The 23,112-nt window shown below is 72.4% G+C and carries 24 protein-coding genes; 14 read left to right on the top strand and 10 right to left on the bottom strand.

The window, feature by feature from the left end; translation table 11 throughout:
• The 12 genes from HHX35_RS09115 to HHX35_RS09065 are packed head-to-tail and all read left to right on the top strand — an operon-like array spanning position 1 to position 8,573.
• A complete protein-coding gene (locus HHX35_RS09115; protein ID WP_182898356.1) occupies positions 1-1,776 on the top strand; it encodes a nickel-dependent hydrogenase large subunit in 1,776 nt (591 codons plus the stop codon).
• On the top strand, positions 1,773-2,255 hold the full coding sequence (locus tag HHX35_RS09110; RefSeq protein WP_182898355.1) for a NifU family protein: 483 nt from the start codon (positions 1,773-1,775) through the stop codon (positions 2,253-2,255). The genes HHX35_RS09115 and HHX35_RS09110 overlap by 4 nt, the downstream gene beginning before the upstream one ends.
• Complete coding sequence (locus tag HHX35_RS09105; protein WP_182898354.1) at positions 2,252-2,863, top strand: DUF5947 family protein; 612 nt, start codon at positions 2,252-2,254, stop codon at positions 2,861-2,863. Before HHX35_RS09110 ends, HHX35_RS09105 begins: the two co-directional genes overlap by 4 nt.
• A 2-nt stretch (positions 2,864-2,865) precedes the next feature.
• Complete coding sequence (locus HHX35_RS09100; protein WP_182898353.1) at positions 2,866-3,501, top strand: DUF6084 family protein; 636 nt, start codon at positions 2,866-2,868, stop codon at positions 3,499-3,501.
• Entirely contained in the window at positions 3,498-4,775 is a 1,278-nt protein-coding gene (locus tag HHX35_RS09095) for a hypothetical protein (protein WP_310738977.1), read from the top strand. The genes HHX35_RS09100 and HHX35_RS09095 overlap by 4 nt, the downstream gene beginning before the upstream one ends.
• The gene (locus HHX35_RS09090; RefSeq protein ID WP_182898352.1) at positions 4,772-5,287 is read left to right on the top strand and encodes a hydrogenase maturation protease; all 516 of its coding nucleotides are present in this window, start codon (positions 4,772-4,774) and stop codon (positions 5,285-5,287) included. Before HHX35_RS09095 ends, HHX35_RS09090 begins: the two co-directional genes overlap by 4 nt.
• Positions 5,281-5,385, top strand: a complete 105-nt coding sequence (locus tag HHX35_RS45100) for a DUF6893 family small protein (protein ID WP_396779912.1) — start codon at positions 5,281-5,283, stop codon at positions 5,383-5,385. The genes HHX35_RS09090 and HHX35_RS45100 overlap by 7 nt, the downstream gene beginning before the upstream one ends.
• Before the next feature lie 5 nt (positions 5,386-5,390).
• The gene (locus tag HHX35_RS09085; RefSeq protein ID WP_182898351.1) at positions 5,391-5,798 is read left to right on the top strand and encodes a hydrogenase maturation nickel metallochaperone HypA; all 408 of its coding nucleotides are present in this window, start codon (positions 5,391-5,393) and stop codon (positions 5,796-5,798) included.
• Complete coding sequence (locus HHX35_RS09080) at positions 5,773-6,021, top strand: HypC/HybG/HupF family hydrogenase formation chaperone (RefSeq protein WP_352241253.1); 249 nt, start codon at positions 5,773-5,775, stop codon at positions 6,019-6,021. The genes HHX35_RS09085 and HHX35_RS09080 overlap by 26 nt, the downstream gene beginning before the upstream one ends.
• Positions 6,022-6,027: 6 nt before the next feature.
• Entirely contained in the window at positions 6,028-7,152 is a 1,125-nt protein-coding gene (gene hypD / locus HHX35_RS09075) for a hydrogenase formation protein HypD (protein ID WP_182898350.1), read from the top strand.
• Positions 7,149-8,231: a hydrogenase expression/formation protein HypE gene (hypE, locus tag HHX35_RS09070; RefSeq protein WP_310738975.1), complete on the top strand. Its 1,083-nt coding sequence runs from the start codon at positions 7,149-7,151 to the stop codon at positions 8,229-8,231. The genes hypD and hypE overlap by 4 nt, the downstream gene beginning before the upstream one ends.
• An 18-nt stretch (positions 8,232-8,249) precedes the next feature.
• On the top strand, positions 8,250-8,573 hold the full coding sequence (locus HHX35_RS09065; RefSeq protein ID WP_182898349.1) for a hypothetical protein: 324 nt from the start codon (positions 8,250-8,252) through the stop codon (positions 8,571-8,573).
• A 2-nt stretch (positions 8,574-8,575) separates the two neighbouring features.
• Here the strand turns inward: HHX35_RS09065 and HHX35_RS09060 are convergent, their stop codons facing one another.
• Complete coding sequence (locus HHX35_RS09060; RefSeq protein WP_310738974.1) at positions 8,576-10,048, bottom strand: MFS transporter; 1,473 nt, start codon at positions 10,046-10,048, stop codon at positions 8,576-8,578.
• An 80-nt stretch (positions 10,049-10,128) separates the two neighbouring features.
• On the opposite strand from HHX35_RS09060, the gene soxR reads away from it, so the two are divergent.
• Complete coding sequence (gene soxR, locus HHX35_RS09055; protein ID WP_182898348.1) at positions 10,129-10,596, top strand: redox-sensitive transcriptional activator SoxR; 468 nt, start codon at positions 10,129-10,131, stop codon at positions 10,594-10,596.
• Between the two features lie 8 nt (positions 10,597-10,604).
• Here soxR and hypF read toward each other — a convergent pair whose 3' ends face one another.
• The 6 genes from hypF to HHX35_RS09025 form a co-directional block, all read right to left on the bottom strand.
• Entirely contained in the window at positions 10,605-12,866 is a 2,262-nt protein-coding gene (hypF, locus tag HHX35_RS09050; RefSeq protein ID WP_182898347.1) for a carbamoyltransferase HypF, read from the bottom strand.
• A 12-nt stretch (positions 12,867-12,878) separates the two neighbouring features.
• Complete coding sequence (locus HHX35_RS09045; protein ID WP_182898346.1) at positions 12,879-13,205, bottom strand: STAS domain-containing protein; 327 nt, start codon at positions 13,203-13,205, stop codon at positions 12,879-12,881.
• A complete protein-coding gene (locus HHX35_RS09040; protein ID WP_182898474.1) occupies positions 13,205-14,266 on the bottom strand; it encodes a B12-binding domain-containing protein in 1,062 nt (353 codons plus the stop codon). The genes HHX35_RS09045 and HHX35_RS09040 overlap by 1 nt, the downstream gene beginning before the upstream one ends.
• Positions 14,266-15,882 carry a SpoIIE family protein phosphatase gene (locus HHX35_RS44560; protein WP_182898345.1) on the bottom strand — a complete coding sequence of 539 codons (1,617 nt, stop codon included), beginning with the start codon at positions 15,880-15,882 and terminating at the stop codon, positions 14,266-14,268. Before HHX35_RS44560 ends, HHX35_RS09040 begins: the two co-directional genes overlap by 1 nt.
• 173 nt (positions 15,883-16,055) lie before the next feature.
• Complete coding sequence (locus HHX35_RS09030; protein ID WP_182898344.1) at positions 16,056-18,026, bottom strand: cellulase family glycosylhydrolase; 1,971 nt, start codon at positions 18,024-18,026, stop codon at positions 16,056-16,058.
• 34 nt (positions 18,027-18,060) lie between these two features.
• Positions 18,061-19,002, bottom strand: a complete 942-nt coding sequence (locus tag HHX35_RS09025) for an ROK family protein (RefSeq protein ID WP_310738972.1) — start codon at positions 19,000-19,002, stop codon at positions 18,061-18,063.
• A gap of 285 nt (positions 19,003-19,287) precedes the next feature.
• On the opposite strand from HHX35_RS09025, the gene HHX35_RS09020 reads away from it, so the two are divergent.
• Positions 19,288-20,247 (top strand): sulfite exporter TauE/SafE family protein, encoded by a 960-nt coding sequence (locus tag HHX35_RS09020; protein WP_310738971.1) that lies wholly within the window; start codon positions 19,288-19,290, stop codon positions 20,245-20,247.
• On the opposite strand, the gene HHX35_RS09015 is transcribed toward HHX35_RS09020, so the two are convergent.
• The 3 genes from HHX35_RS09015 to HHX35_RS09005 are packed head-to-tail and all read right to left on the bottom strand — an operon-like array spanning position 20,229 to position 23,080.
• Complete coding sequence (locus HHX35_RS09015) at positions 20,229-20,942, bottom strand: dienelactone hydrolase family protein (RefSeq protein WP_182898343.1); 714 nt, start codon at positions 20,940-20,942, stop codon at positions 20,229-20,231. The two genes, HHX35_RS09020 and HHX35_RS09015, sit on opposite strands and share 19 nt — an antisense overlap.
• A 45-nt stretch (positions 20,943-20,987) precedes the next feature.
• Complete coding sequence (locus tag HHX35_RS09010) at positions 20,988-21,953, bottom strand: LLM class F420-dependent oxidoreductase (RefSeq protein ID WP_182898342.1); 966 nt, start codon at positions 21,951-21,953, stop codon at positions 20,988-20,990.
• Between the two features lie 29 nt (positions 21,954-21,982).
• On the bottom strand, positions 21,983-23,080 hold the full coding sequence (locus tag HHX35_RS09005; RefSeq protein ID WP_182898341.1) for an NADH:flavin oxidoreductase/NADH oxidase: 1,098 nt from the start codon (positions 23,078-23,080) through the stop codon (positions 21,983-21,985).
• Positions 23,081-23,112 lie beyond the last annotated feature (32 nt).

Below are 23,112 nucleotides of genomic sequence, written 5' to 3'. Positions count from 1 at the left end.
ATGACGCGGGAACGCGAACTGGTCGAGATGGCCTGGGATCCGATCACCAGGATCGTCGGGAGTCTCGGCATCTACGCGAAGGTCGACTTCGCCAACCGCGAGGTCGCCGAGTGCTACAGCACCTCGTCGGTGTTCCGCGGCTACAGCATCTTCATGAAGGGCAAGGACCCGCGCGACGCGCACTTCATCACCAGCCGCATCTGCGGGATCTGCGGCGACAACCACGCGACCTGCTCGGTCTACGCCCAGAACATGGCGTACGGCGTGCGCCCGCCGCACATCGGCGAGTGGATGATCAATCTCGGCGAGGCGGCCGAGTACATGTTCGACCACAACATCTTCCAGGAGAACCTGGTCGGGGTCGACTACTGCGAGAAGATGGTCCGCGAGACCAACCCGGGTGTGCTGGCGCAGGCCGAGCGCACCGAGGCCCCGCACGCGGCCGACCACGGATATCGCACGATCGCCGACATCATGCGCTCGCTGAACCCGCTGGAGGGCGAGTTCTACCGCGAGGCGCTGGCGATGAGCCGCACCACCCGGGAGATGTTCTGCCTGATGGAGGGCAGGCATGTGCACCCCTCCACGCTCTACCCCGGTGGGATCGGGACGGTCGCGACCGTGCAGGTGTTCACCGACTACCTCACCCGGCTGATGCGGTACGTCGAGTTCATGAAGCGGGTCGTCCCGATGCACGACGATCTGTTCGACTTCATCTACGACGCGATGCCCGGCTATGAGCAGGTGGGCCGGCGGCGGGTGACGCTCGGCTGCTGGGGCAGCTTCCAGGACCCCGAGCACTGCGACTTCGACTACCGGAACATGAACGACTGGGGCCGGAGGATGTTCGTCAGCCCAGGGATCGTGGTGGACGGGGAACTCGTCACCAACGACCTGGTGGACATCAACCTCGGCATCCGCATCCTGCTGGGCAGCTCCTACTACGACGACTGGGCCGACAGGGAGCCGTTCGTCACCGAGGACCCGCTGGGCAACCCGGTGGACATCCGCCATCCGTGGAACCAGCACACGATCCCGCATCCGCAGAAGCGCGACTTCACCGACAAGTACAGCTGGGTGATGTCGCCGCGCTGGTTCGACGGGCAGAACCTGCTCGCGCTCGACACCGGCGGCGGGCCGCTCGCCCGTCTGTGGGTCACCGCCCTGTCGGGCCTGGTGGACATCGGCTACGTCCGGTCCACCGGCCACAGCGTGGAGATCAACCTGCCGAGGACGGCGACCCGGCCGGAAAAGACGTTCGAGTGGCGGATTCCCCGGCGCAACGGGGAGTTGCTGTCCAACGCCATCGAGCGCAACCGGGCCAGGACGTACTTCCAGGCGTACGCCGCCGCGTGCGCGCTGCACTTCGCGGAGCAGGCGCTGGGCGAGGTCCGCCAGGGGCACACCCAGACGTGGTCGCCGTTCACCGTGCCCGACGAGGCGGTCTCCTGCGGCTTCACCGAGGCCGTTCGGGGCGTCCTGTCGCACCACATGGTGATCAGGGACGGCAAGATCGCCAACTACCACCCGTACCCGCCGACGCCGTGGAACGCCAGCGTGCGCGACTTCAACGGCACCCCGGGGCCGTACGAGGACGCGGTGCAGAACACCCCGATCTTCGAGGAGAACCCGCCGGAGAGCTTCAAGGGCATCGACATCATGCGCACCGTCCGCAGCTTCGACCCGTGCCTGCCCTGCGGCGTCCACATGTACCTCGGCCGGGGCAGGCAGCTGCGCGTGGTGCACAGCCCGCACGCGTTCACGGGGACGCCATGACGTACGACGTGGCCGTGTCGGGCGAGCGGATCGAGCGGCTGCTCGGCGCGCTGGTGGGCTCGGAAGCCCGTGCCACGGCGGAGGAACTCCTGCGGGAGATCGTCGGCCTGTACGGCGCGGGCCTCGAACGCGTCATGGCGATCGTCACCGAGGCCGGGGCGGCCGGCGCGTTGCGCGGTCTGGCGGAGGACCCGCTGGTCTCGGGCCTGCTCGTGCTGCACGACCTGCACCCGCTGACCACCGCCGAGCGGGTGCGGGCCGCGCTCGACGGCCACCCTCACGGTCACGGGGCCGAGCTGCTGAGCGTGGAGGGCGGCGTCGTACGACTACGTCTGGAGGGGGCCTGCGGCTGCCCCTCGTCGCGGAGCGCCGTCACCGAGTCGATCGAGCGCGCCATCGCCCGGGTGGCCCCCGAGGTGGCGCGGGTGGACGTCGAGAGCGCCGTGCCCCTGCTGCAGATCGGCAGGCGCCCGGCATGAGCACCGGCCTGCGCCGCTTCCGCGAACCGGCCCGGGCCGAGCGGGCCGAGCGGTGCGAGATGTGCGCCGAACTCCTGGAGGGCGAGCACGGGCATGTCGTCGACCTGGAGACCCGGGCGTTGATGTGCGTCTGCCGGGGCTGCCGCCTGCTGTTCGTCCGGCCGGGCCAGGGACGGTATCGGACCGTGCCCGACCGCTTCCTCTACGCGCCGTCCTTCCAGGTCTCCCCCGCCGACTGGGACGACCTGGGCATCCCGGTGCGTACGGCATTCTTCTTCCACAACTCCTCACTCGGCCGGACCGTGGCCTTCTATCCCAGCCCGGCCGGGGCGACCGAGTCGCTGCTCCCGCTCGCGACCTGGGAGCGGGTGCTCGCGGCCAACCCGGCGCTGGCGGACGCCGAGCCCGACGTCGAGGCGCTGCTGGTGGACCGGGCTCCCGACGGGTCGTTCTCCTGCCATCTCGTGCCGATCGACGCCTGCTACCGGCTCGTCGGCCTCGTACGACTGCATTGGAAGGGCTTCGGCGGCGGGCGGGAGGCGTGGGAGGCCATCGACGGCTTCTTCGCCGCCCTGCGCCGGCGGGCCCGCATCGTTGAAAGGGGCTGAACTTGGACGGTGATCTCCGCTTCGACTGCCTGGGCGCCCGGCCCGAGCCGTACGCGGCCTCGCCCACGCTCGTCTTCCGCCTGCGCGTCACCGACCCCTCCCCCGAGGGCGTCCACGCCATCGCGCTGCGCTGCCAGATCAGGATCGAGCCGCGCCGCAGGCCGTACGGGCCGCAGGAGGCGGCGTTGCTGGCGGACCTGTTCGGCGAGCCGGCCCGGTGGGGTGACACGCTGCGGCCGGTGCAGTTCGCCATGGCGCAGGCGATGGTGCCCGCCTTCACCGCGAGCACGGAGATCGACGTGACCGTGCCGTGCGGCTACGACCTGGAGGTGGCCGCGGGCCGATACTTCGCCTCCTTGGACGACGGCGAGATCCCGCTGCTGCTGCTGTTCAGCGGGACCGTGCTGGCCCGCTCCGGCGGCGGGGTGAGCATGCGGCAGATCCCCTGGCACTGTGAGACCCGCCACCGCCTGCCGGTCGCGGTGTGGCGCGAGACGATCGACACCGCCTTCCCCGGCTCCGGGTGGCTGCGGCTGCGCCGCGACACCGTGCGCGAGGTCCTCCGCTTCAAGTCCGAACGCGTGCTCGCGACCGTCGATGAGGCGATCGAGCTGCTCATGAAGGAGGCGGGCCGGTGACCGCGCCGATGGAGGCGGCCCGCCGCGTCGCGGACGCCGTGCTGTACGAGGGCTACCTGCTCTACCCCTACCGCGCCTCGGCCGCCAAGAACCGCATGCGCTGGCAGTTCGGCGTGCTCGTGCCGCCGAACTACCCCGGCGAGCCGTCGGGCAGCGTGACCGAGTGCCTGCTGGAGGCCCCCGGCGAGGCCCAGCTCGACCTGCGCCTGCGGTTCCTGCACGTCAGGAGCAGGACGGTCGAGCATGAGGAGGACGACGGCTACTGGCCCGTGCCGAAGCTGACCGTCGGCGGGCGCGACTACCTCAGCTTCGACGAGGCCACCGAGCGGGAGGCCAGGACCGGGCTGAGCTTGACACACGTGACGAGTGGGCGGCGCACGATCGAGGTCCGGGTGCCCGGCGACCGCGTCATCGAGAACATCGCCGGCCCCGGCGGGGAGCGGACCGGCCGGATCGTCTGCGAGCACCAGCAGCTCGACGCGGAGATGCGGATCTCCGCCGAACGGCTGCCCGGGCCGTACAGGCTGGTCCGCCTGCGGGTCGAGGTGGAGAACACGGCCCACTGGGAGCGGGCGGACGCGCCGCGCGAGGAGGCCCTGCGCCGCTCGCTGGTCGCCGCCCACCTGCTGATCGGGGTGAGCGGAGGGGCCTTCGTCTCGCTGCTCGACCCGCCGATGTGGGCCGAGGCGGCGGCGCGGCAGTGCCACAACGAGAACACCTGGCCGGTCCTGGTGGGCGAGCCCGGCCGCCGCGACGTCGTGCTGTCCTCGCCGATCATCCTGTACGACCACCCGGCCATCGCCCCGGAGAGCCCCGGCGACCTGTTCGACTCGACCGAGATCGACGAACTGCTCACGCTGCGCACGCTGACCCTGACCGAGGAGGAGAAGCGGGAGGCCCGGGTCACCGACCCGCGCGCCGCCGAGATCCTCGAACGGGCCGCCGACCTGCCGCCGGAACTGCTCGAACGCCTCCACGGCGCCATTCGTCACCTGGAGGTCCCCACCAGGACGACACCTGAGGACGACGCCGTGACCGTGGCCGGGGTGCGGATCGCCAGGGGGAGCCGGGTGCGGCTGCGGCCCGGCCACCGTCGCGCGGACGCGCACGACATGTTCCTGGCCGGGCGGATCGCCCGGGTCGAGGCGGTGTTCCTCGACGTGGACGGGCTGCGCCACCTGGCCGTCACGCTGGAGGGCGATCCCGGTTCCGATCTCCAACGCGAGCAGGGACGCTTCCTCTACTTCGCGCCGGACGAGGTGGAACCCGCATGAGAACCTTGGTGGCCGGTGTGGGCAACGTCTTCCTCGGCGACGACGGTTTCGGCGTGGCGGTGGCCCGCCGCCTCGCCGCCACCGGGGTGCCCGACGGCGTGGAGGTCGGCGACTTCGGCATCCGGGGCATCCATCTCGCCTACGAGCTGACCTCGGGATACGACCTCACGATCCTCGTGGACGCGATCCCGGCGGGACGTGCCCCCGGCACGCTCAGCGTCCTGGAGCCCACCCTCCCGGAAGCGGCGCCGGCCTTCGTGGACGCGCACGCGATGACCCCCGACGCGGTGCTCACGCTGGCCTCCGGCCTCGATCTCCCGCGGGGCGGCAGAGTCCTGCTGGTCGGCTGCGAGCCCGCCGACGTGACGCCGGGGATGGACCTGAGCCCGCCGGTCGCGGCGGCCGTCCCCGAGGCCGCCGGCCTCGTGCTCGAACTGATCGCACAGGAGTTCGCGGAGGAGTTCGCACAGGAGTTCCCGGAGGTCACGGAGGAGGAGGAGCGGCGATGGTGAAACGCCTGGTCTTCGTTCTGCTTGCTGCCGGGCTGGCCGTGTTGGTCGTCCAGTCGCTGCCCGACATCCGACGCTATTTGCGGATCAGAAGGATGTGACCCCGATGCACGAGTTCGGGATCGCCGAGGCCGTGGTCGACGCCGTCGAGCGCCGGGCCGCCGGCAGGCGGGTGCGCCGCGCCCGGGTGCGGGCGGGCGCGCTGCTGCGCATCGCCCCGCACGCCCTCGACCAGGCCTTCTGCCTGGCCTCCGCCGGCACGGTCGCCGAGGGCGCGACGCTCGACCTGGTCATCGAGCCCGCACGGCTCATCTGCCGGGGCTGCGGGCACTCCGCGATGTGCGCCGACCCGCTCACGATCTGCGGATTGTGCGGCGGGATCGACGTCGACACCGAGGGCGGCGACAGCCTCGTCCTCGAATCCATCCAGCTCGACCCCGACATCACTGCGGAGGCGTCCTATGTGCCTGGGTATTCCGGGCGAAATCGTGGAGATTCCGCCCGACCAGACTGACCTCGCCAGGGTCGACGTGAGCGGGGTCCGGCGGGCCGTCAACATCGGCCTGCTCGACGGGCAGCCCCTGCGGCCCGGCGACTGGGTCCTGATCCACGTCGGCTTCGCGCTGTCGAAGATCGACGAGGCCGAGGCCAGGGCCGCGCTGGAGTTCCTTGAGGGCATCGGCCAGGCGTACGAGGACGAACTGGCCGCGCTGCGTGACTCGTCCATAGAGAGGTGAGGACCCATGCGCTTCGTCGACGAGTACCGCGACGCGGACAAGGCGCGGGCGCTGTCCGCCAGGATCGCGAGCCTGTGCGAGCCGGGCCGGAGATACAAGTTCATGGAGGTGTGCGGCGGCCACACCCACACCATCTACAAGCACGGTCTGGAGGACTACCTGCCCGAGACGATCACGCTGGTGCACGGCCCCGGATGCCCGGTCTGCGTGATCCCGATGGGCCGCGTGGACGACGCGATCCACATCGCGGAACGGCCGGACGTGATCATGACGTCGTTCGGGGACATGATGCGGGTGCCGGGCGGGCGCGGGTCGTTCTTCGACTCCACGGCCCAGGGCGCCGACATCCGCATGGTCTACTCGCCGCTCGACGCCCTGAAGATCGCCCGGCGCGAACCGGACCGCCAGGTGGTCTTCATGGCCATCGGGTTCGAGACCACCGCGCCGTCGACCGCCATGACCGTGCTGCGCGCGGCGGCCGAGGGCGTGCGCAACTTCTCGGTCTTCTGCAACCACGTGACGATCATCCCCGCGATCAAGGCGATCCTGGACTCGCCCGACCTCCGTCTCGACGGCTTCATCGGGCCCGGCCACGTCTCCACGATCATCGGCTGCCGGCCGTACGAGTTCATCGCCCGCGGCTACGGCAAGCCGCTGGTCGTGGCGGGTTTCGAGCCGCTGGACATCCTCCAGTCGGTCTACATGCTGCTGCTCCAGCTCACCGAGGGCCGGTCGGAGGTCGAGAACCAGTACGCCCGGGTCGTGCCGTGGGCGGGCAACATCCGTGCCCTGCGGGCCGTCAACGAGGTGATGGAGCTGCGGCCCTACTTCGAGTGGCGCGGCTTGGGCTTCATCTCCCACTCGGCGCTGCGCATGCGCGAGAAGTACGCGGCGTACGACGCGGAGCGGCTGTTCGACATACCCGGCAACCGGGTGGCCGACCCCAAGGCCTGCCAATGCGGCGAGGTGCTCAAGGGCGTGCTCAAGCCGTGGGAGTGCAAGGTGTTCGGCACGGCCTGCACGCCGGAGACGCCGATCGGCACCTGCATGGTGTCGTCCGAGGGCGCCTGCGCGGCCTACTACAACTTCGGCCGGTTCTCCCGCCAGCGGGTGAGGGAGGCGACCCGGTGACAGAGACGACCCGTGAGCAGCAGGTTCTCGAACGCATCGACCGCGCCCGGCAGCGGAAGGCCCGCGTGCGCGAGGAGCGCATCACGATGGCCCACGGCGCCGGCGGCAAGGCGACCCAGACGCTGATCGAGGCGGTCTTCCTCGACGCGTTCCGCAACCCGCTGCTCGAGCCGCTGGAGGACGGCGCGGTGTTCGGCGCGGGCGGCGCGCGGCTCGCGTTCACGACCGACTGCTACGTGGTCTCCCCGCTGTTCTTCCCCGGCGGCGACATCGGCGACCTCGCCGTCAACGGGACCGTGAACGACCTGTCGGTGTGCGGGGCCCGGCCGCTGTACCTGTCGGCCGGCTTCGTCCTCGAGGAGGGGTTCCCGGTCGAGGATCTGCGGCGCATCAGCGCGTCGATGGCGCGGGCCGCCGCGGCGGCGGAGGTGTCGATCGTGACCGGGGACACCAAGGTGGTGCAGCGCGGCAAGGCCGACGGCTGCTACGTCACCACGGCCGGCGTGGGACTGCTGGAGCGGGACGCGCGCCTCGGCGTCGCACACGCCCGTCCCGGCGACGCCGTCCTCGTGTCCGGCCCGGTCGGCGAGCACGGTGTCACGATCATGCTGGCGCGGGGCGAGCTGGACATCGAGGCCGACGTGACGTCGGACACCGCTCCCCTCAACGGCCTGATCGCCGCCCTCCAGGCCGCTGTCGGCGAGGGAGTGCGGTGCCTGCGGGACGCGACCCGGGGCGGCGTCGCGACGATACTGAACGAGATCGCCCGCGCCGCCGGTGTCGCCGTCGTGGTCGAGGAGGACGCCGTGCCCGTACGGCCGGCCGTACGCGGGGCCTGTGAGCTGCTGGGCATCGACCCGCTCTACGTCGCCTGCGAGGGCCGGATGGTCGCGGTCGTGGACGGGGACGCGGCCGAATCCGCGCTCGCCGCGCTGCGGGGTCACCCGCTCGGCGAGGGCGCCGCGATCGTCGGCAGCGTCCGGGACGACCCCCCGGGCCTGGTGCTGCTGAAGACCGCCTTCGGCGGCACCCGGATCATCGACGTGCTGGTCGGCGACCCGCTGCCGCGGATCTGCTGACCGGGAGGTGACTTCATCATGAGTGAAACCGAACGACCGGACACCGAGGCCAAGCGAGCGGGCGACCTGGCGTTCCGGCCGGAGGCCGCGGGCGAGCCCGGACCCGGGCGCAAGCCGTCCGCCGAGGAGGAGACGGGCGTGACCGCGGGCGAGACCCTCACCCGGGGCGGTGAGGAGCTCGCCAAGCAGAAGCAGGAACCCGGCCGTGACCAGGCGGGCGTGAAGGGCGAGACCGACCGCCCGCACGGCCGCTCGACCCTCGAGGACTCCACCGGCATCGCACCGGAGGGGCCCATCGACGAGGAGAGCCCGCCGCTGCCCGCGGGCGACCAGGGCGGCTAGGACTAGCCCGTCGGCTGGTCCTGGTGGGGGCGGCGCGTCCGAAGCATGTAGAACACGGCAGCGCCGCCGAGTGCGGTGAGCAGAGCGACGCCGTAGAGGGTCACCCGCCACCCATCGGTGAACGCGGCCTGTTCGTGAGCGGCGACGTCGCCCGCGGCGATTCGTGCCGCCGCGACGGCTGAGCCGGTCTCGGCGCCGATGACACTGACCAGCACCGCGCCGAACACCGCGATGACCAAGGCCTCTGCCGTGCCACGCACAGTGTTGAGGAATCCCGCCGCCACTCCGACGCGGTCGGGTTCGACGACATTCATGGCCTGGCCGTCGGTGATCCCGAACGACAGTCCCATCCCGACGCCGATCAGCAGCAACGGGCCGAGCAGCGCGAGCGTCCCGATCCCCGGGTGAAGCACGGTCAGCCAGGCGTTGCCCGCCGCGATCAGGGCCAGCGCCACGGTGATCAGAGCGCGTCCGGGCACGCCGCGGGTCACCAGCCGGCCGCCCAGCGGCGGGACGACCAGGACAGGGGCGGTCAGCATGAGCATCATCACGCCCGCCTCGCTCGCCGAGACTCCGTTCACGCCCTGCACGTAGGTGGGCAGGAAGACCAGCACGCCCAGGAAGCCGACCGAGGTCGCCAGGGTCCCCAGGCACCAGCCCATGAACGACGCGTTCCCTACCAGCGTCAGGTCCAGGACCGGGCGATCGCTGCGGCGTTCCACCAGGGCGAAGGCCACCAGCAGTACGGCTCCCGCCGCCAGCGCGCCGAGCACCGGCGCCGCGCCCCAGCCCTGCTCGGGCCCCCGCATGACGCCGAACATCAGCAGGGCCAGCCCGCCGACGAAGGTCGCGACCCCGGCGCGGTCCACGCGCGGGCGTTCGGCGGCTCGCGACTCGGGGGCGAATCTGCTGCCCGCCAGGACCAGCAGGCCGACGGCGACGTTCACGCCGAAGGTGCCACGCCAGCCGAACTCGCCGACCAGCCAGCCCGACAGGCTCGGGCCGATCGCGATGCCGACGCCCGCCATGGTGCCCATCCCGGCGAAGGCACGCGTACGCGCCGCGCCCTCGAACGTCGCCGCCAGGATCGCGCCGCCCGCCGCCATCATCCCGGCGGCCCCCACTCCGGCCAGCAGCCGTGCCGCGTTCAGCACCCAGATGCCGTCCGCGACCGCGCTGACCAGCGCCGCCACCGTGAACAGCGCCGCACCGAGGGTGAAGACGCGGCGGCGGCCAAAAAGGTCGGCCAGCGAGCCGCACACGAGCGTGAACGCCGCGAAGGTCAGGTTGTAGCCGGCGACCACCCACTGCAGGGACCCCGCCGACACACCCAGATCGCCCCCGATGCGCGGGACCGCCACCGCGGTGCCCGCGATCGACATGGCCAGCGCCAGGACGCCGAGCAGCACGGTGGCGGCGGTCACCGGCGGGCTCACCCGTCCCGCATGTCGTGCGGCGATGCTGATGGTGCTCACAACGTCCTCCCCGATTCGTCGGTGGGCACCATCCTGGAACCTCAAGTTAAGTTGAGGTCAAGCTTTTTGGGAGGACCTCGATGGCGAAGCTGAATCCGGCCGATCTGCTGACAGTCGGCGAGGTGTCGCGACGTACGGGGGTCGCCGTCAGCGCCCTGCGCTTCTACGAAGCGCAGGGGCTGATCTTCTCCCAGCGGACGGCGGGGAACCAGCGGCGCTACTCCCGGCACATGATCCGCCGCGTGTCGCTCATCCAGGTGGCGAAGCGGCTGGGCATCCCGCTGCGGGACGTGGCGGAGGTCTTCCGAGACCTCCCCCATGACCGCAGGCCCACCAGGCGTGAGTGGGAACGCATCGCGCGTACCTGGTCCGCCGACCTGGAGATGCGCCGCGCCGCTCTCGAACGGCTCCAGCGCGAGCTCACGAACTGCATCGGGTGCGGCTGCGTCTCCATGAGCGCCTGCCGGTTGCTCAATCCGTACGACGAGCTGGCGAGCCAGGGCCCCGGCGCGCACCGGCTCGACCCCCTTCCCGCGGACCCCGACTGAGATGACGGTCAAGAGCGACGGTCGCGGGCGGCGGCGACGGCGGCCTGACCGAGGCTGACCCCGCCGTCGTTCGGGGGGACGCGGTGGTGGGTGAGCACCGTGAAGCCGCGCTCCTCCAGCAGGGTCACGGCCCGGCCGAGCAGCAGCAGGTTCTGGAACACGCCGCCCGACAGGGCCACCGTGGACAGGCCCGTGGCGTGACGGATCCACGCGCATCCGGCGGCCACGATCCCGGCCACGGCGTTGTGGAACCGTGCGGCGACGACGTCGCGCGGGACACCCGCGCGCAGGTCGTCGGCGACCGCGCGGACCAGCTCCGCACCCGGGACGGCGAACCGCGTGCCCGAGGGAACGAGGCCGTAGGGATAGGCGTCGTCCACCGCGGGGTCGGCGAGCTGCTCGAACTCGACCGCCGCCTGGCCCTCGTAGGTGATCGTGTCGCGGACGCCCGCGATCGCCGCCACCGCGTCGAACAGGCGGCCCATGCTGGAGGTGGGGGGCGCGTTCCCGCCCCGGCGGGCCAGCGCGACGACGGCCGCCCACTGCCCGGTGTTGCGGCGTACGACGTCCAGGTCCTCGGGGACGTCTCCGTCGTAGGCGAGATCGAGGTAAGCGGCCGCCATGCGCCAGGGCTGCCGGATCGCGGTCGCGCCCCCGGGCATCGGCACCGGCGTCAGGTGGCCCGCCCGTTCGAAGCCGGCCAGGTCGGCGACGAGGAACTCGCCGCCCCACAACGTGCCGTCCGAGCCGTAGCCGAGGCCGTCGAAGGCCACCCCTGCGACCGGCCCGGCGACGCCGTTGTCGGCCAGGCAGGAGGCGACGTGGGCGTGGTGGTGCTGCACGCCGATGAGGTCCGCGTCCTGCTCGAGGGCCCACTTCGTGGACAGATATTCGGGGTGCAGGTCGTGGGCGACCACCTCGGGCGTGATGTCGAACAACCTCCGGAAGTGCTCGACGCCCTCGGTGAACGACCGCAGGGTCTCGTAGTTCTCCAGGTCGCCGATGTGGTGGGAGACGAACGCACGGTCATCCTTGGCCAGGCAGAACGTGTGCTTCAGCTCGGCGCCGCAGGCGAGCACGGGCCGGCGGGCCGTCCGGGCGAGCGGCAGCGGGTGCGGCACGTATCCCCGCGACCGCCTGATCGGCAGGTCGCGGCCCCGGAAGACCCGTACGACCGAGTCGTCCGTACGGATGTGGATGGGGCGGTCGTGGGTGAGGAAGGCGTCGGCGATGCCGCCGAGCCGTTCCAGAGCGTCGTCGTCCCGGTAGGCGATGGGCTCGTCGGAGACGTTGCCGCTGGTCAGCACGATGGGCCGGCCCAGCGCCCGGAGCAGCAGATGGTGCAGCGGGGTGTAGGGCAGCAGCACGCCCAGCCACCGGTTGCCCGGTGCTACGGACGGCGCGACGGGCGCGCCGGGCAGGCGCCGCAGCAGCACGACGGGGCGGGCGCAACCGGTCAGCAGGCGCTCCTCGGCCGGGTCCACCACGCACAGCCGCCGCACCGCGGCCACGTCGCCCGCCATCACCGCGAAGGGCTTGTCCTCGCGATGCTTGCGCGACCGCAGCGCCGCCACGGCGGGCTCGTCCGCCGCGAGCGCCGCCAGGTGATAGCCGCCGAGTCCCTTGACCGCCAGCACTCCGCCCTCCCGCAGCAGCCTCACGGCCCGCTCCAGCGGGTCGTCGCCGCCGTCGGGGCCGACGAAGCGCAGCCGGGGCCCGCAGGCGGGGCAGCACACGGGCTGGGCGTGGAAGCGCCGGTCGGCGGGGTCGTGGTATTCCCGGGCGCAGTCCGCGCACATCGGGAAACCGGCCATCGTCGTGTTGGCCCGGTCGTAGGGCACGTCGCGGACGATGGTGAAGCGCGGGCCGCAGCCGGTGCAGTTGGTGAAGGCGTAGCCGCACCTGCGGTCGGCCGGGTCGGTCAGGTCGCGCAGGCAGGCGTCGCAGGTCGCCGTGTCCGGCGAGACGAGCGCGTGCCGGTCCCCGCCGGCCGCGCTCGGCGCGATCACGAAGGTCCTGCGGCCGGTGACAGGCGCGGGGCCCGTGCTGATCCGCTCGATGACCGCCAGCGGCGGCGGGTCGCCGGTCAGCGCGGCGAGGAACTCCTCGACCGGCGCGCTGCCGCCCTCGACCTCGATGAAGACTCCGCGCTCGTCGTTGCCGACCAGCCCGGCGAGGCCGAGCCGCATTGCCAGGCCGTACACGAAGGGCCGGAAGCCGACCCCCTGCACGATCCCCTCGACCCGGACGGCGACGGCACGCCTGCTCACCCGCCCATTGTCTCAGTTGGGAAGGTCGAGCACGTCGTCGAGGGCGACGACCTCGATCAGATGGCGCAGGTAGGGGGTGAGGGCGACGATCCGGAAGGCCGTCCCGCGCTCCTCCGCGTCACTGTAGGCGTTCATCACGACGGCCATGCCCGATGAGTCGATGAAGTTCAGCCCCGCCAGGTCGAATTCGAGCACGTCGACGCCTTCTGCAAGCGTCTTGGCCACCTCGGCGGACGCGTCCTGCGCGGTGGTGTAGTCGAGCTCACCGGTCATCACCAGGCGTGCCGCGCCGGGCTCGGGAGTGAGCGACTCGACCTGCAACGGGGGCGTGTCCTGCATCAGACGCTCGTCTCTGTTCGCTGATCCGCACAGCACATCTGTGCCGCGGCGACGCCCTCGTTCAGCAGCGCCCGGGCGTGGGGGCAGTCTGTGAGTACATCATGGAAAACACGCAGCCCGAGCACGACGGACTCCGCAGGCACCTTCCTGGCCAGCAGCACCTGGCAGGTCCAGGTGACGAAATCGGTGAACAGCGCGGCGTCGTGGACGTACACCGCGGCGATCAGGAAGTCGGCGATGTAACCGAGATCCTCGGCGGTGTGCTCCAGTTGCCGCGCGCTGTAGCCGCCCATCGGGGCGTACGCCTCCTTGAGCGTGTCCATGACGCGGGCCAGCAGGTCGGCGCGGTGCCGGGTCAGGTACGCGTACTCCTCGCCACCGAGATGAACCGGGGCGTCGCCGTGGCCGTCGTGGGCGGCGGGGAAGGACGGCAGCCCGGCGGCGAGCCGGTCGGCCGCCGCGTCGGCGGTGGGCGCCCACGCGTCCGCGCCGAGCAGGCGGGCGAAGCGGCCGTCGACGCCGAACCCGGCCCCGCCGGCCAGCACGGGGATGCCCACGGCCTGGCAGGCCGCGATGGTGGCGTGCGCGCGGGGCAGCCGGGTCGGCAGCGTGCAGCCGAGCGCGACCACCTCGGGCCCGGTCTGGTGCAGGTGTGTGATCAGGTGCGGGCCGGGCACGCTGGCCCCCAGGAAGTCGACGTGCCATCCCCGCAGCCGCAGCACCTCCGCCATGATGCGGGTGGGCAGCGCGTGATATTCGCCGTCGGCGCAGGCGACGGCCACCCGGCCGCGGGTCGCCGTGGGCCGGACGCGCCCGCTGACGGCGGCCACCACGCGCTCGCTGACCGCGGTCGCTCCGTGCTCGCGCGCCACCGACCACTCGTTCGACGCCCACAGCTCGCCCACCCGGCGCTGGCCCGGGGCGACGATCCGCAGCAGCACGTCCTCGGCGGGGACGCCCTCGTCGATCAGGCCCAGGACCAGGTCGACCGCGCCGTACTCGTCGGCCCGGCCGATCAGGTCCAGGTAGCGCCCGGTGGCGGCCTCCAGGTCCTGAGTCATCACGATGTCTCCGTCCGTCCCGTCCCCGCGCGTACGGCGAGCAGGGCGCGGTCGTCCTGCTGCGCGCCGCCGCCCGCGCCGCCGCCCGCGCCGCCGCCCGGGCCGCCGCCCAGCCACTCGGTGCTGAGCTGCTCCAGCCGCTCCACCAGGGCCTCGACCGGCATTCCGGCGCAGGTCGCCAGCGCCTCCTTCAGCCGTTCCTCGCCGAACATCTCCCGGCCGCTCGGGCCGCCGAACGCCTCGGTGATGCCGTCGCTGTACAGCAGGCACACCTCGCCGGGCGCCAGGTCGAGCGTGACGGGCCGCAGGGCGATCTTCTTCAACGCGCCGAGGATGGAACCCCGGACCGCGACCTCCTCCACCGTGCCGTCCCGGCGCAGGACCAGCGGCGCCGGGTGCCCGGCCACGGCCAGGTCCACCAGCACGTGATCGCCGGGTGCGGTCCGCAGCGCCGCGAGGATCATCGTGACGTAGGAGTTCGGCGACGGGGAGGCGAGCAGCGACCGGTTGAGCAGTTCGAGCAGCCGGTCGGGACGGCTTTCCAGGAGCAGCAGCGTACGCAGGCTGTGACGGACCTGACCGGCCAGGACCGCCGCGCGGGCGCCCTTGCCGCAGACGTCGCCCAGGATGACCAGCGGCGGCCGTTCCACGATCCCGCTGTCGGGCGCCGGGTCGGGCAGGTAGACGTCGTAGAAGTCGCCGCCGATGGCTCCCGCCTGCTGCGAGGCCCGCAGCCGGCCGGCCAGCCGCATGCCCTCGATCTCCGGCAGCTCGGGCGGCAGCAGGTCGCCGCTCAGGATGGCGTTGATCGTGCTCTGCTCCCGGAACAGGGATGCCGCCGAGATCGCGGCACCGGCCCGGGTGGCGAGGTCGCGCGCCATCACCTGGTCGTCGTCGTCGAACGGCGGCCGTCCGGCGCGGCGGGCGAGCGCGATCGCCCCGGCGGGCACGCCGTTGCCGGGCAGCGGGAGCACCAGCAGGTGGCCGGCCGGACCGAACCCCTCCGGCAGCAGCCAGTCCGGCGCGCCGCCCGGGTCCTGTTGTCCTGCGACGCCGTGCCGCAGGCCCGCGAGCGCGTCGGTCAGGCCGGGCACCTCCGCCGCCGCCGCGGCCGGCAGGGCGCCCTCCTCCGGGCCGTACCGGCCGGAGACGGCACGCACCCACTCCATCCGGCGGCGGGAGGTGGGCGGCAGCAGCACGATCGCCATGTCGGACAGGAATTCGGCGCCCAGCTCCGTCGCGGCCCGGGCGCACCGGTGCGGGTTGAGCGAGGCGGACAGGCGACGGCCGGCCTCCAGCAGGAACTCGGTGCGCCGCGCCGCGCTCAGGTCGGTGAGGTACCAGGCGAGCCGGCCGCCGCTGACCGCCTCCGCGCGAATCCGGATCGCCCGGCCGCCGTGGATCACGGTCCGGCCCTCGGGGGCCGACGGGACGGAGTCGAGCGGCGCGGGTGCGGGCAGGCACGGCTCGACCCCCGGCACCAGGCGGGCCGCCGCCGCGTTGGCCAGCGTCACGACGCCGTCCGCGTCGCACAGCACGATGCCCTCGCCGCTGCCTTCGAGCAGCGCCGCCATGAGGTCGGGGACCAGGTCGGCCGAACCTGCGGCGCCTTTCACCCGTGCGTTCCCGTCATGGCCGCGTCCCCCGATTCCTGTTCGTCGCTCCAGACTACCTTTGCCCCGAAATCGGCAGGATGACGATGGACGGGGGTCGTGTTCCGGCCCGCGGCGGGGACGGCGGGGGGACGGCTGCGGCCCCGGCGCGCCGCGCCGGGGCCTGCTCCGCCCCCCTACTCGGCCCGGATGTTGTCGATGTGGAAGGTGCCGGGGCTCGCCCAGACGAACATGCCACGCACGTCCTTGAGGTCATCCGTCGTGCAGGACATCGCCGAGGTGAGGTCGATCTCCACCGTCCCCGTGCCGTCCTGGTTCTGCCAGCCCCAGGTGGACTGGCACCAGGCCCAGCCGGAGCCGGTCTGCAGCGCGACACTGGTCGAGGTGCCCGCGGCCCCCGTTTTGATGTCGTACTTCAGCGTGCCCTTGGCCGACAGATCGACGGGCTCGGGGAAGGCCGCGCCGAACCAGCCGCCGCCGGTCGCGTCCACCCGCAGCCCGTGGGTGCCGTCGGTGGCCCACTCGGCGGACTGCGCGACCGCGCCGGCGTCGCTCTGCCAGTCGCCGGGCGCCCAGCCCTGCACGCCGTCCTCGAAGGAGAACAGCCTGATCGCCGCGCCCGGGTCGGGCTTGACGGTCACCGTGATCGTGGCGGTGCCGGACCACCGCAGCAGGCTGTCACGCACCCGGTAGGTCGCCGTGGCCCGGCCGCTGAAGCCCTCCGCGGGGGTGAAGGCGACCGTCCCCGACGCGTCGGCGGTGAACGTGCCTCCGGTCACCGTCAGGCTCGCCTGACGGCCCGCCGTGGCCGGGTCGAGGTCGAGCGTCTCCGGCCTGATCCTGGCGAGGTACGCGATGTCGTTGGCGGTGGCGTTCACCGTGACCGGCGTGCCGAAGGTCGTGACGGCCGTGTCGTCGTCGGCCACCGGCGGGAAGAGCGGCGGCCTGCCGCGGATCGCCGCCGAGGCGTTGGTGATCGTCGTGCACACCGGGCCGGGGCAGTAGACGGTGAAGCCGTCGTAGTCGGGATAAAGCGTGCCGTCGTCCTGCGTGCCCGCGATCAGCCAGTACAGGAAGCCCGCCCCGCCGCCGGACACGAACGCGTCCGTCCACTCCCGGTAGACGGGGTTGCGCTCGGCCTTGCTCAGCAGGCCGAACTCGCCGAGCATCACCGGCTTGCCGATCCTGCGGCCGTCGGCGAGGTGCTTCTTGATCCAGGTCGTCCCCCAGGCGGCGTCCTTGCCCCATCCGTCCGGATAGAGGTGCAGGGACATCAGGTCCATCTTCGGCAGCTTCGCCAGTGCGACGGTGTCCACGCCCTCGCCGCAGTTGTCGGTCCAGTCGGAGCCACCGGGATCGGTGCAGTAGAAGCCCTCGTCACCCGCGCCCACCAGGTGCCTGGCGTCCACCGACTTGATGTGCCGGGACATCTCGTCCGCCCAGGCCGTGACGGTGGCCGTGGTGCAGCCGGGCGAGGTCGGATAGTTGCCCGACCCCTTGCACCGGGGTTCGTTGGCCAGCTCCCAGGCCATGATCGTGGGGTCGTCCTTGTAGGCGACGCCGGTCAGCGTGTTGACCCGGTTGAGCAGGTGGCTGATCCAGTCCTTGAACCAGCCCTTTATCGTCGGGTTCGTGTAGAAGTCGTCGTGATACCGGCCCTTGGCCCAGCGGACGTACTGGTCCATGCCGCCATAGGCGTTCCAGTTGTTGACGAACGGGATGACCAGCTTGATCCCGGACTGCCTGGCCTTCCACAGCACGTAGTCGAGGTGCTCCAGGCCGTCCGCCCCGTCGTTGTAGGCAGGCTCACTCCCATCCCAGTAGTGGAAGTAGACGCCGTCCGCCTTGCCCTGGATGGAGTCGGACCCGTCCTGGCCGCCGATGTCCAGCGACCCCCAGTTGCGGATCACGGACAGGTCGGCGGCCTTCGCGCGGGCGAACACGTCGTCCACCATCGCGTGCGACTTGTACATCAGGTAGTAGTTGTTGGTTCCGGCGAAGCGGAAGGGCTTGCCGTTCAGCGTGAGGTGGGCGCCCGCGCGTTTGACGAAGCCGGAATCCCCGGTCGCGGCGCTCGCCGTGGCCGGCGCGGCCGTCAGCCCCGCGAGCACGGCGGCCAACACGGCAGCCGTACGCAGTCCTCTCATCGACGCTCCTTGTGGTCGGGGAGGCCCGGGCCGATCAGGTGCCCGGGTCGTCGTCCTGCAACAGGACGAGGGCGGCGGCGCCGAACAGCCCGGCGTCGCGGCCCAGGGAGGTCGGGTCCACCCGCAGGCGCCGCAGGAAGCCGAGCCCGGCGTTCCTCTCGATCGCCTGCCTGAGCGGGTCGAACAGGATCGGCCCCGCAGCGGCCACGCCCCCTCCGATGACGACGTGGTCGAGGTCGAACAGGGCGGACGCCGTGAGCACGGCGGTGGCCAGCGCGCCGGCCGCGCGCCGGAAGGCGAGTGTGGCGGTGGGGTGCCCGGCCCGGGCGTCGGCGGCCAGCGCCCGCGCGTCCGCACCGGTCCAGCCGTTCGCGGCGGCCCACCGGACCATGCCGGGCCCGCTCGCGATGGTCTCGACGCAGCCGACGCCGCCGCAGGGGCACGGCTCGCCGCCGGGGTCGACCGTGATGTGGCCGATGTGCCCGGCGTTGCCGGTCGGGCCGACGTACGGCACGCCGTCGAGGACGAAGCCCCCGCCGACGCCGGTGGAGACCACCATGCCGAGCATGGCCCGGCTCCGCGCCGCACCGTCCTCGCTCAGGCCGCGCCACCACTCCCCGAGCGCCATGCACTGGGCGTCGCCCGCGAGCCGTACAGGCCGGCCGGGCAGCACCTCGCCGAGCGTGTCCACCAGCGGGAACTCGCGCCAGGCCGGGATGTTCACCGGGCTGACGGTGCCCCTGCGCGGGTCGAGCGGCCCGGCCGAGCCGACCCCGATCCCGTCGAGGCGGGCGGGCGGCACGCGCTCGGTGATCCGGCCCACGACCTCCGACAGCGTCCGGTCGGCCGATCCCGGGCCGCGCAGCGGCACCTCGGCGCGGGCCAGCATCTCGCCGTCGGGCGCGACGGCCGCGGCCGCGAACTTCGTGCCGCCGATGTCCACCGCGAGGACGGTCATCGCCGGGTCCCCGGCCACTCAACCACGCTGACTCCCGCCTCGTGCCTGACGAACGCGCCACTTAACCGGATAAGGTCCGGCCAAGGTATTCGGTGGGCGACCACCACGTCAACGGGCGATCACCGGCATGACCCCCTCGCGACCTTCACGAGTCCCGACCGGGGCGAGAAAGCGCAGCCTGGCACGGGTGAGCGGCCCGTCGCGGGGTAGGCCGCGACGGATCGGCCGAACCGGTTCAGCGGAGAAAGGTTCACCACGGCAGGGGGGTATCCATAATTCCGATGGGTTAGGTAGGGTTAGCGGGTGCATTTCGACTACACCATGGCGATCGGCTCGTTCCTGGTCGCCGTCGTCGTCGGCCTCACCGGCATGGGCGGCGGCGCCCTGATGACGCCCATGCTCGTGACCTTCTTCGGCGTGCCGCCCCTCGCCGCCGTCTCCAGCGACCTCGTCGCCGCCGCCGTCATGAAACCGGTGGGCAGCCTCGTGCACCTGCGCCGGGGGACGGTCAACCTGCGGCTCGTCGCCTGGCTGTGCGCCGGCTCGGTCCCCGCGGCGTTCTGCGGAGTGCTCATCGCCCGCGCCCTGGGCAAGGGCGAGGCCGTGCAGGAGGTGATCCAGAAGGGCCTCGGCATCGCCCTGCTCATCGCGGCCGGGGGCCTGGCCGTGCGCGGCTACCTCGCGATGCGCGACCGCGCCGAGGGCCGCACCCCCGCGACCGGCCGCCGCACCGCCGCCCCCGGCGAACCGGCCGCGACCGAGATGCCCTCCGTCACCGTACGGCCGCTGCCGACCGCGCTGGTGGGGGCCGTCGGCGGGCTGGTGGTCGGCCTCACCTCGGTCGGCTCAGGCTCACTCATCATCGTGGCCCTGCTGGCGCTCTACCCCGCGTTGAAGGCCAACCAGCTGGTCGGGACCGACCTGGTCCAGGCCGTGCCGCTCGTCATGTCGGCCGCGCTCGGACACCTGCTGTTCGGCGAGTTCACGCTGTCGGTCACGGTCGCGCTGCTGGTGGGCTCCATCCCCGGCGTCTACCTCGGCTCGCGGATCTCCTCGCGCGCCCCCGGCGGGCTGATCCGCCGCGTCCTGGCGTTCGTGCTGCTCGCGTCGGCGCTGAAGATGTTCGGCGCCGGCAACACCCAGACCGTCTGGGCGCTGGTCGCCGTGCTGCTGCTCGCCCCGGCCTTCTGGATGGTCCTGCGTGTGCGGTGCGGACTGCCCGCGCTCCCCTGGAGGCGGGAGGCTCAGGCCGCCGGGAGGTGACGGCGCAGGAAGTCCATGGCCAGCCCCCACGCCGTACGGCCCGCCTCCGGGTTGTGGAACATCGGCGCGAAGAAGTTGTGGAAGGCGTGGCCGGCCTCCTCCTGGACGTGGACCTCCACGTTCGGCCGTCCGGCCGCCGCCTCCTCCACGACCGCCACCCTGTCGCGGGGGATGTAGGGGTCCCGGCCGCCGAAGTGGAACTGGATCGGGCAGCGGACGTCGCCCATCAGCTGCGGCGCGTCCGGCACGGCCGAGCCGTAGAAGGACACCACGGCCGACAGGCCGCTCCCGCCGGCGCCGGCCGCGACCGCGTAGGCCAGCGAGCCGCCGAGGCAGAAACCGAGCGCGCCGGTCCCGCCCGTCACCTCGGGCCGGGCCGCGAGCGCGGCCAGCGCGGCGGCGCAGTCGTCCGCGGCCTTCTCAGGGTCCAGATCCGCCGACAGCTCCAGCGAGGCGCGCAGCCCCTCCTCGTCGTGAGCGGCCGCCCAGCCGGGCCGCAGCCGCCAGAACAGGTCCGGCACGCCCACGACGTAACCGAGCTCGGCGAGGTCGGCGGCGACCGCCCTGATGTAGTCGCTCACGCCCCAGATCTCCGGGATCAGCAGCAGCCCCGGGCCGCTCCCCCGCTCCGGAATCCACAGGCGCAGGTCGAAGCCGCCGTCCGCGATCGTCACCGTCTGCGTGCGCTCGGGCATCGTTCCTCCCATCCGCGTGCCGACGGCGATCATACGCGTCGCGTCCTACAGGTCGCGCAGCGCGGGAAGCAGTTCCTTCTCCGACCACTCGAAGAACTCCCGCTGGCGCTCCCGTCCGACCTGCACGATCGCGAGGTGGGTGAAACCGGCCTCGGTGTACTGCCGCACGGCCTCGACCACGGCGCCGACGTCCGCGCCGCAGGGCACCTTCTCCGCCACGTCCTCCGGCCGTACGGTCTCGGTCGCGGCGGCGAAGTTGACCGGCGCGGGCAGCTCCGACATGACCTTCCAGCCTGCCACCGACCAGCGCCACAGGCGGTGCGCCCGCTCGACCGCGGCGTCCTTGTCAGGGTCGTAGCAGACGGCCAGCTGGCCGTAGACGGGCTTGCCCTCGCCGCCGGACGCGGCGAACTTCTCCACCAGCGACCCGTCCGGGTCGGTCGCCACGAGGCCGTCGGCGAGCTCGGCCGCGATGTCCACCGACTGCTCGCCGGACGCGGCGACCGCGATGGGCACCGGCCGTTCCGGCAGGTCGAACAGCCGGGCCGAGTCGATGTCGAAGTACTCGCCGCGGTAGTTGCGGTAACCGCCCTGGAAGAGCTCCTTGATGACCTCGATGGCCTCGCGGAACATCTCGTGCCGGGTGTTGACCGGCGGCCAGCCGTGCCCCACCACGTGCTCGTTCAGGTTCTCGCCCGCGCCCACGCCGAGGGTGAAGCGGCCGTCGCTGAGCGCTCCCATCGTGGCCGCCTTCTGCGCCACCACCGCCGGGTGATAGCGCATGATCGGGCACGTCACGTATGTCATCAGCGGCAGCCGTTCGGTGGCCTGCGCCGCCGCGCCCAGCACCGACCAGGCGTACGGAGAGTGGCCCATCTCCTCCAGCCACGGGAAGTAGTGGTCGGAGATGACCGCGTAGTCGAAGCCCACGCGCTCGGCGGTGACCGCGTCCTCCACCAGCTCCTTCGCGGGCGTCTGCTCGCACATAAGGGTGAAACCGATCTCTGCCATACGGCCACCCCTACCCATGTCCGCGCCAGTCAGACGGCGCGGTGGTACTGGTCGGGCCGGCGCCCGGCCGCCCCCAGCTCGCGCGCCGCGAGGTTCGGCCAGTAGGGGTTGCGCAGCAGCTCACGGCCGAGCATGACCGCGTCGGCCCGCCCGGAGGCGACGATCTCCTCCGCCTGGCGCGGCTCGGTGATGAGGCCGACGGCCGACGTGGGCAGATCGGTCTCCGCCTTCACCCGGGCCGCGAACGGCACCTGATATCCCGGCTCCACGGGGATCCGGGCCTTCGGCGCGTTGCCGCCCGTCGAGACGTCGAGCAGGTCCACTCCGTGGGCGAGCAGCTCCTTGGCCAGCCGCACGGTGTCGTCGGCCGTCCAGCCCTCGCGGGGGTCCTCGGGGTTCTCGCTCAGCCAGTCGGTGGCCGAGACCCGGAAGAACACCGGCAGCTCGTCCGGCCACTCGGCGCGCACCGCGTCGACCACCTCCAGCGCGAAGCGGGCGCGGCCGGCGAAGGAGCCGCCGTACGCGTCGGTGCGCCGGTTGCTGAACGGCGACAGGAACTCGTGGATCAGGTAGCCGTGGGCGCCGTGGATCTCCACCACCCGGAAGCCGGCCGCGAGCGCGCGGCGCGCGGCCGCCGCGAAGCCGTCCACCAGCCGCCGGATGTCCGCCTCGCTCAGCTCGTCCGGCACCGGGTGGCCCTCGTCGAACGGGATCGGGCTGGGCGCGACCGGCCGCCAGCCGTGGTCGTCGGGGCCGACCGGCGCGCCGCCGCGCCACGGACGGTCGGTGGACGCCTTGCGCCCGGCGTGGGCGAGCTGGATGCCGGGCACCGCGCCGTGCTCGGTGAGGAACCGGGTGATGCGGCCGAACTGTGCTTGTTGGCGCTCGTTCCACAGCCCCAGGTCGGCGGGGCTGATCCGGCCCTCGGGGGACACGGCGGTGGCCTCGACCATGATCAGCCCGGCCCCGCCCACCGCCCGGGAGCCGAGATGGGTGAGATGCCAGTCGGTGGGCACGCCCTGCCCCGGCCCCTCCACGGCCGCGCTGTACTGGCACATCGGCGACATCCAGGCGCGGTTGGGAATGGTCAGGTTCCGCAGGGTCAGGGGCTCGAACAACGCGCTCACGCCGCGCTCCTCTCATCGGGACCCTTGTACGA

The sequence above is a fragment of the Microbispora sp. H10830 genome, from assembly GCF_014161375.1.
In the GTDB taxonomy this organism is placed as follows: Bacteria; Actinomycetota; Actinomycetes; order Streptosporangiales; family Streptosporangiaceae; genus Microbispora; species Microbispora catharanthi.
The sequence above is the reverse complement of the archived record's forward strand: the minus strand, read 5'-3'. Positions and strand labels throughout refer to the sequence as shown.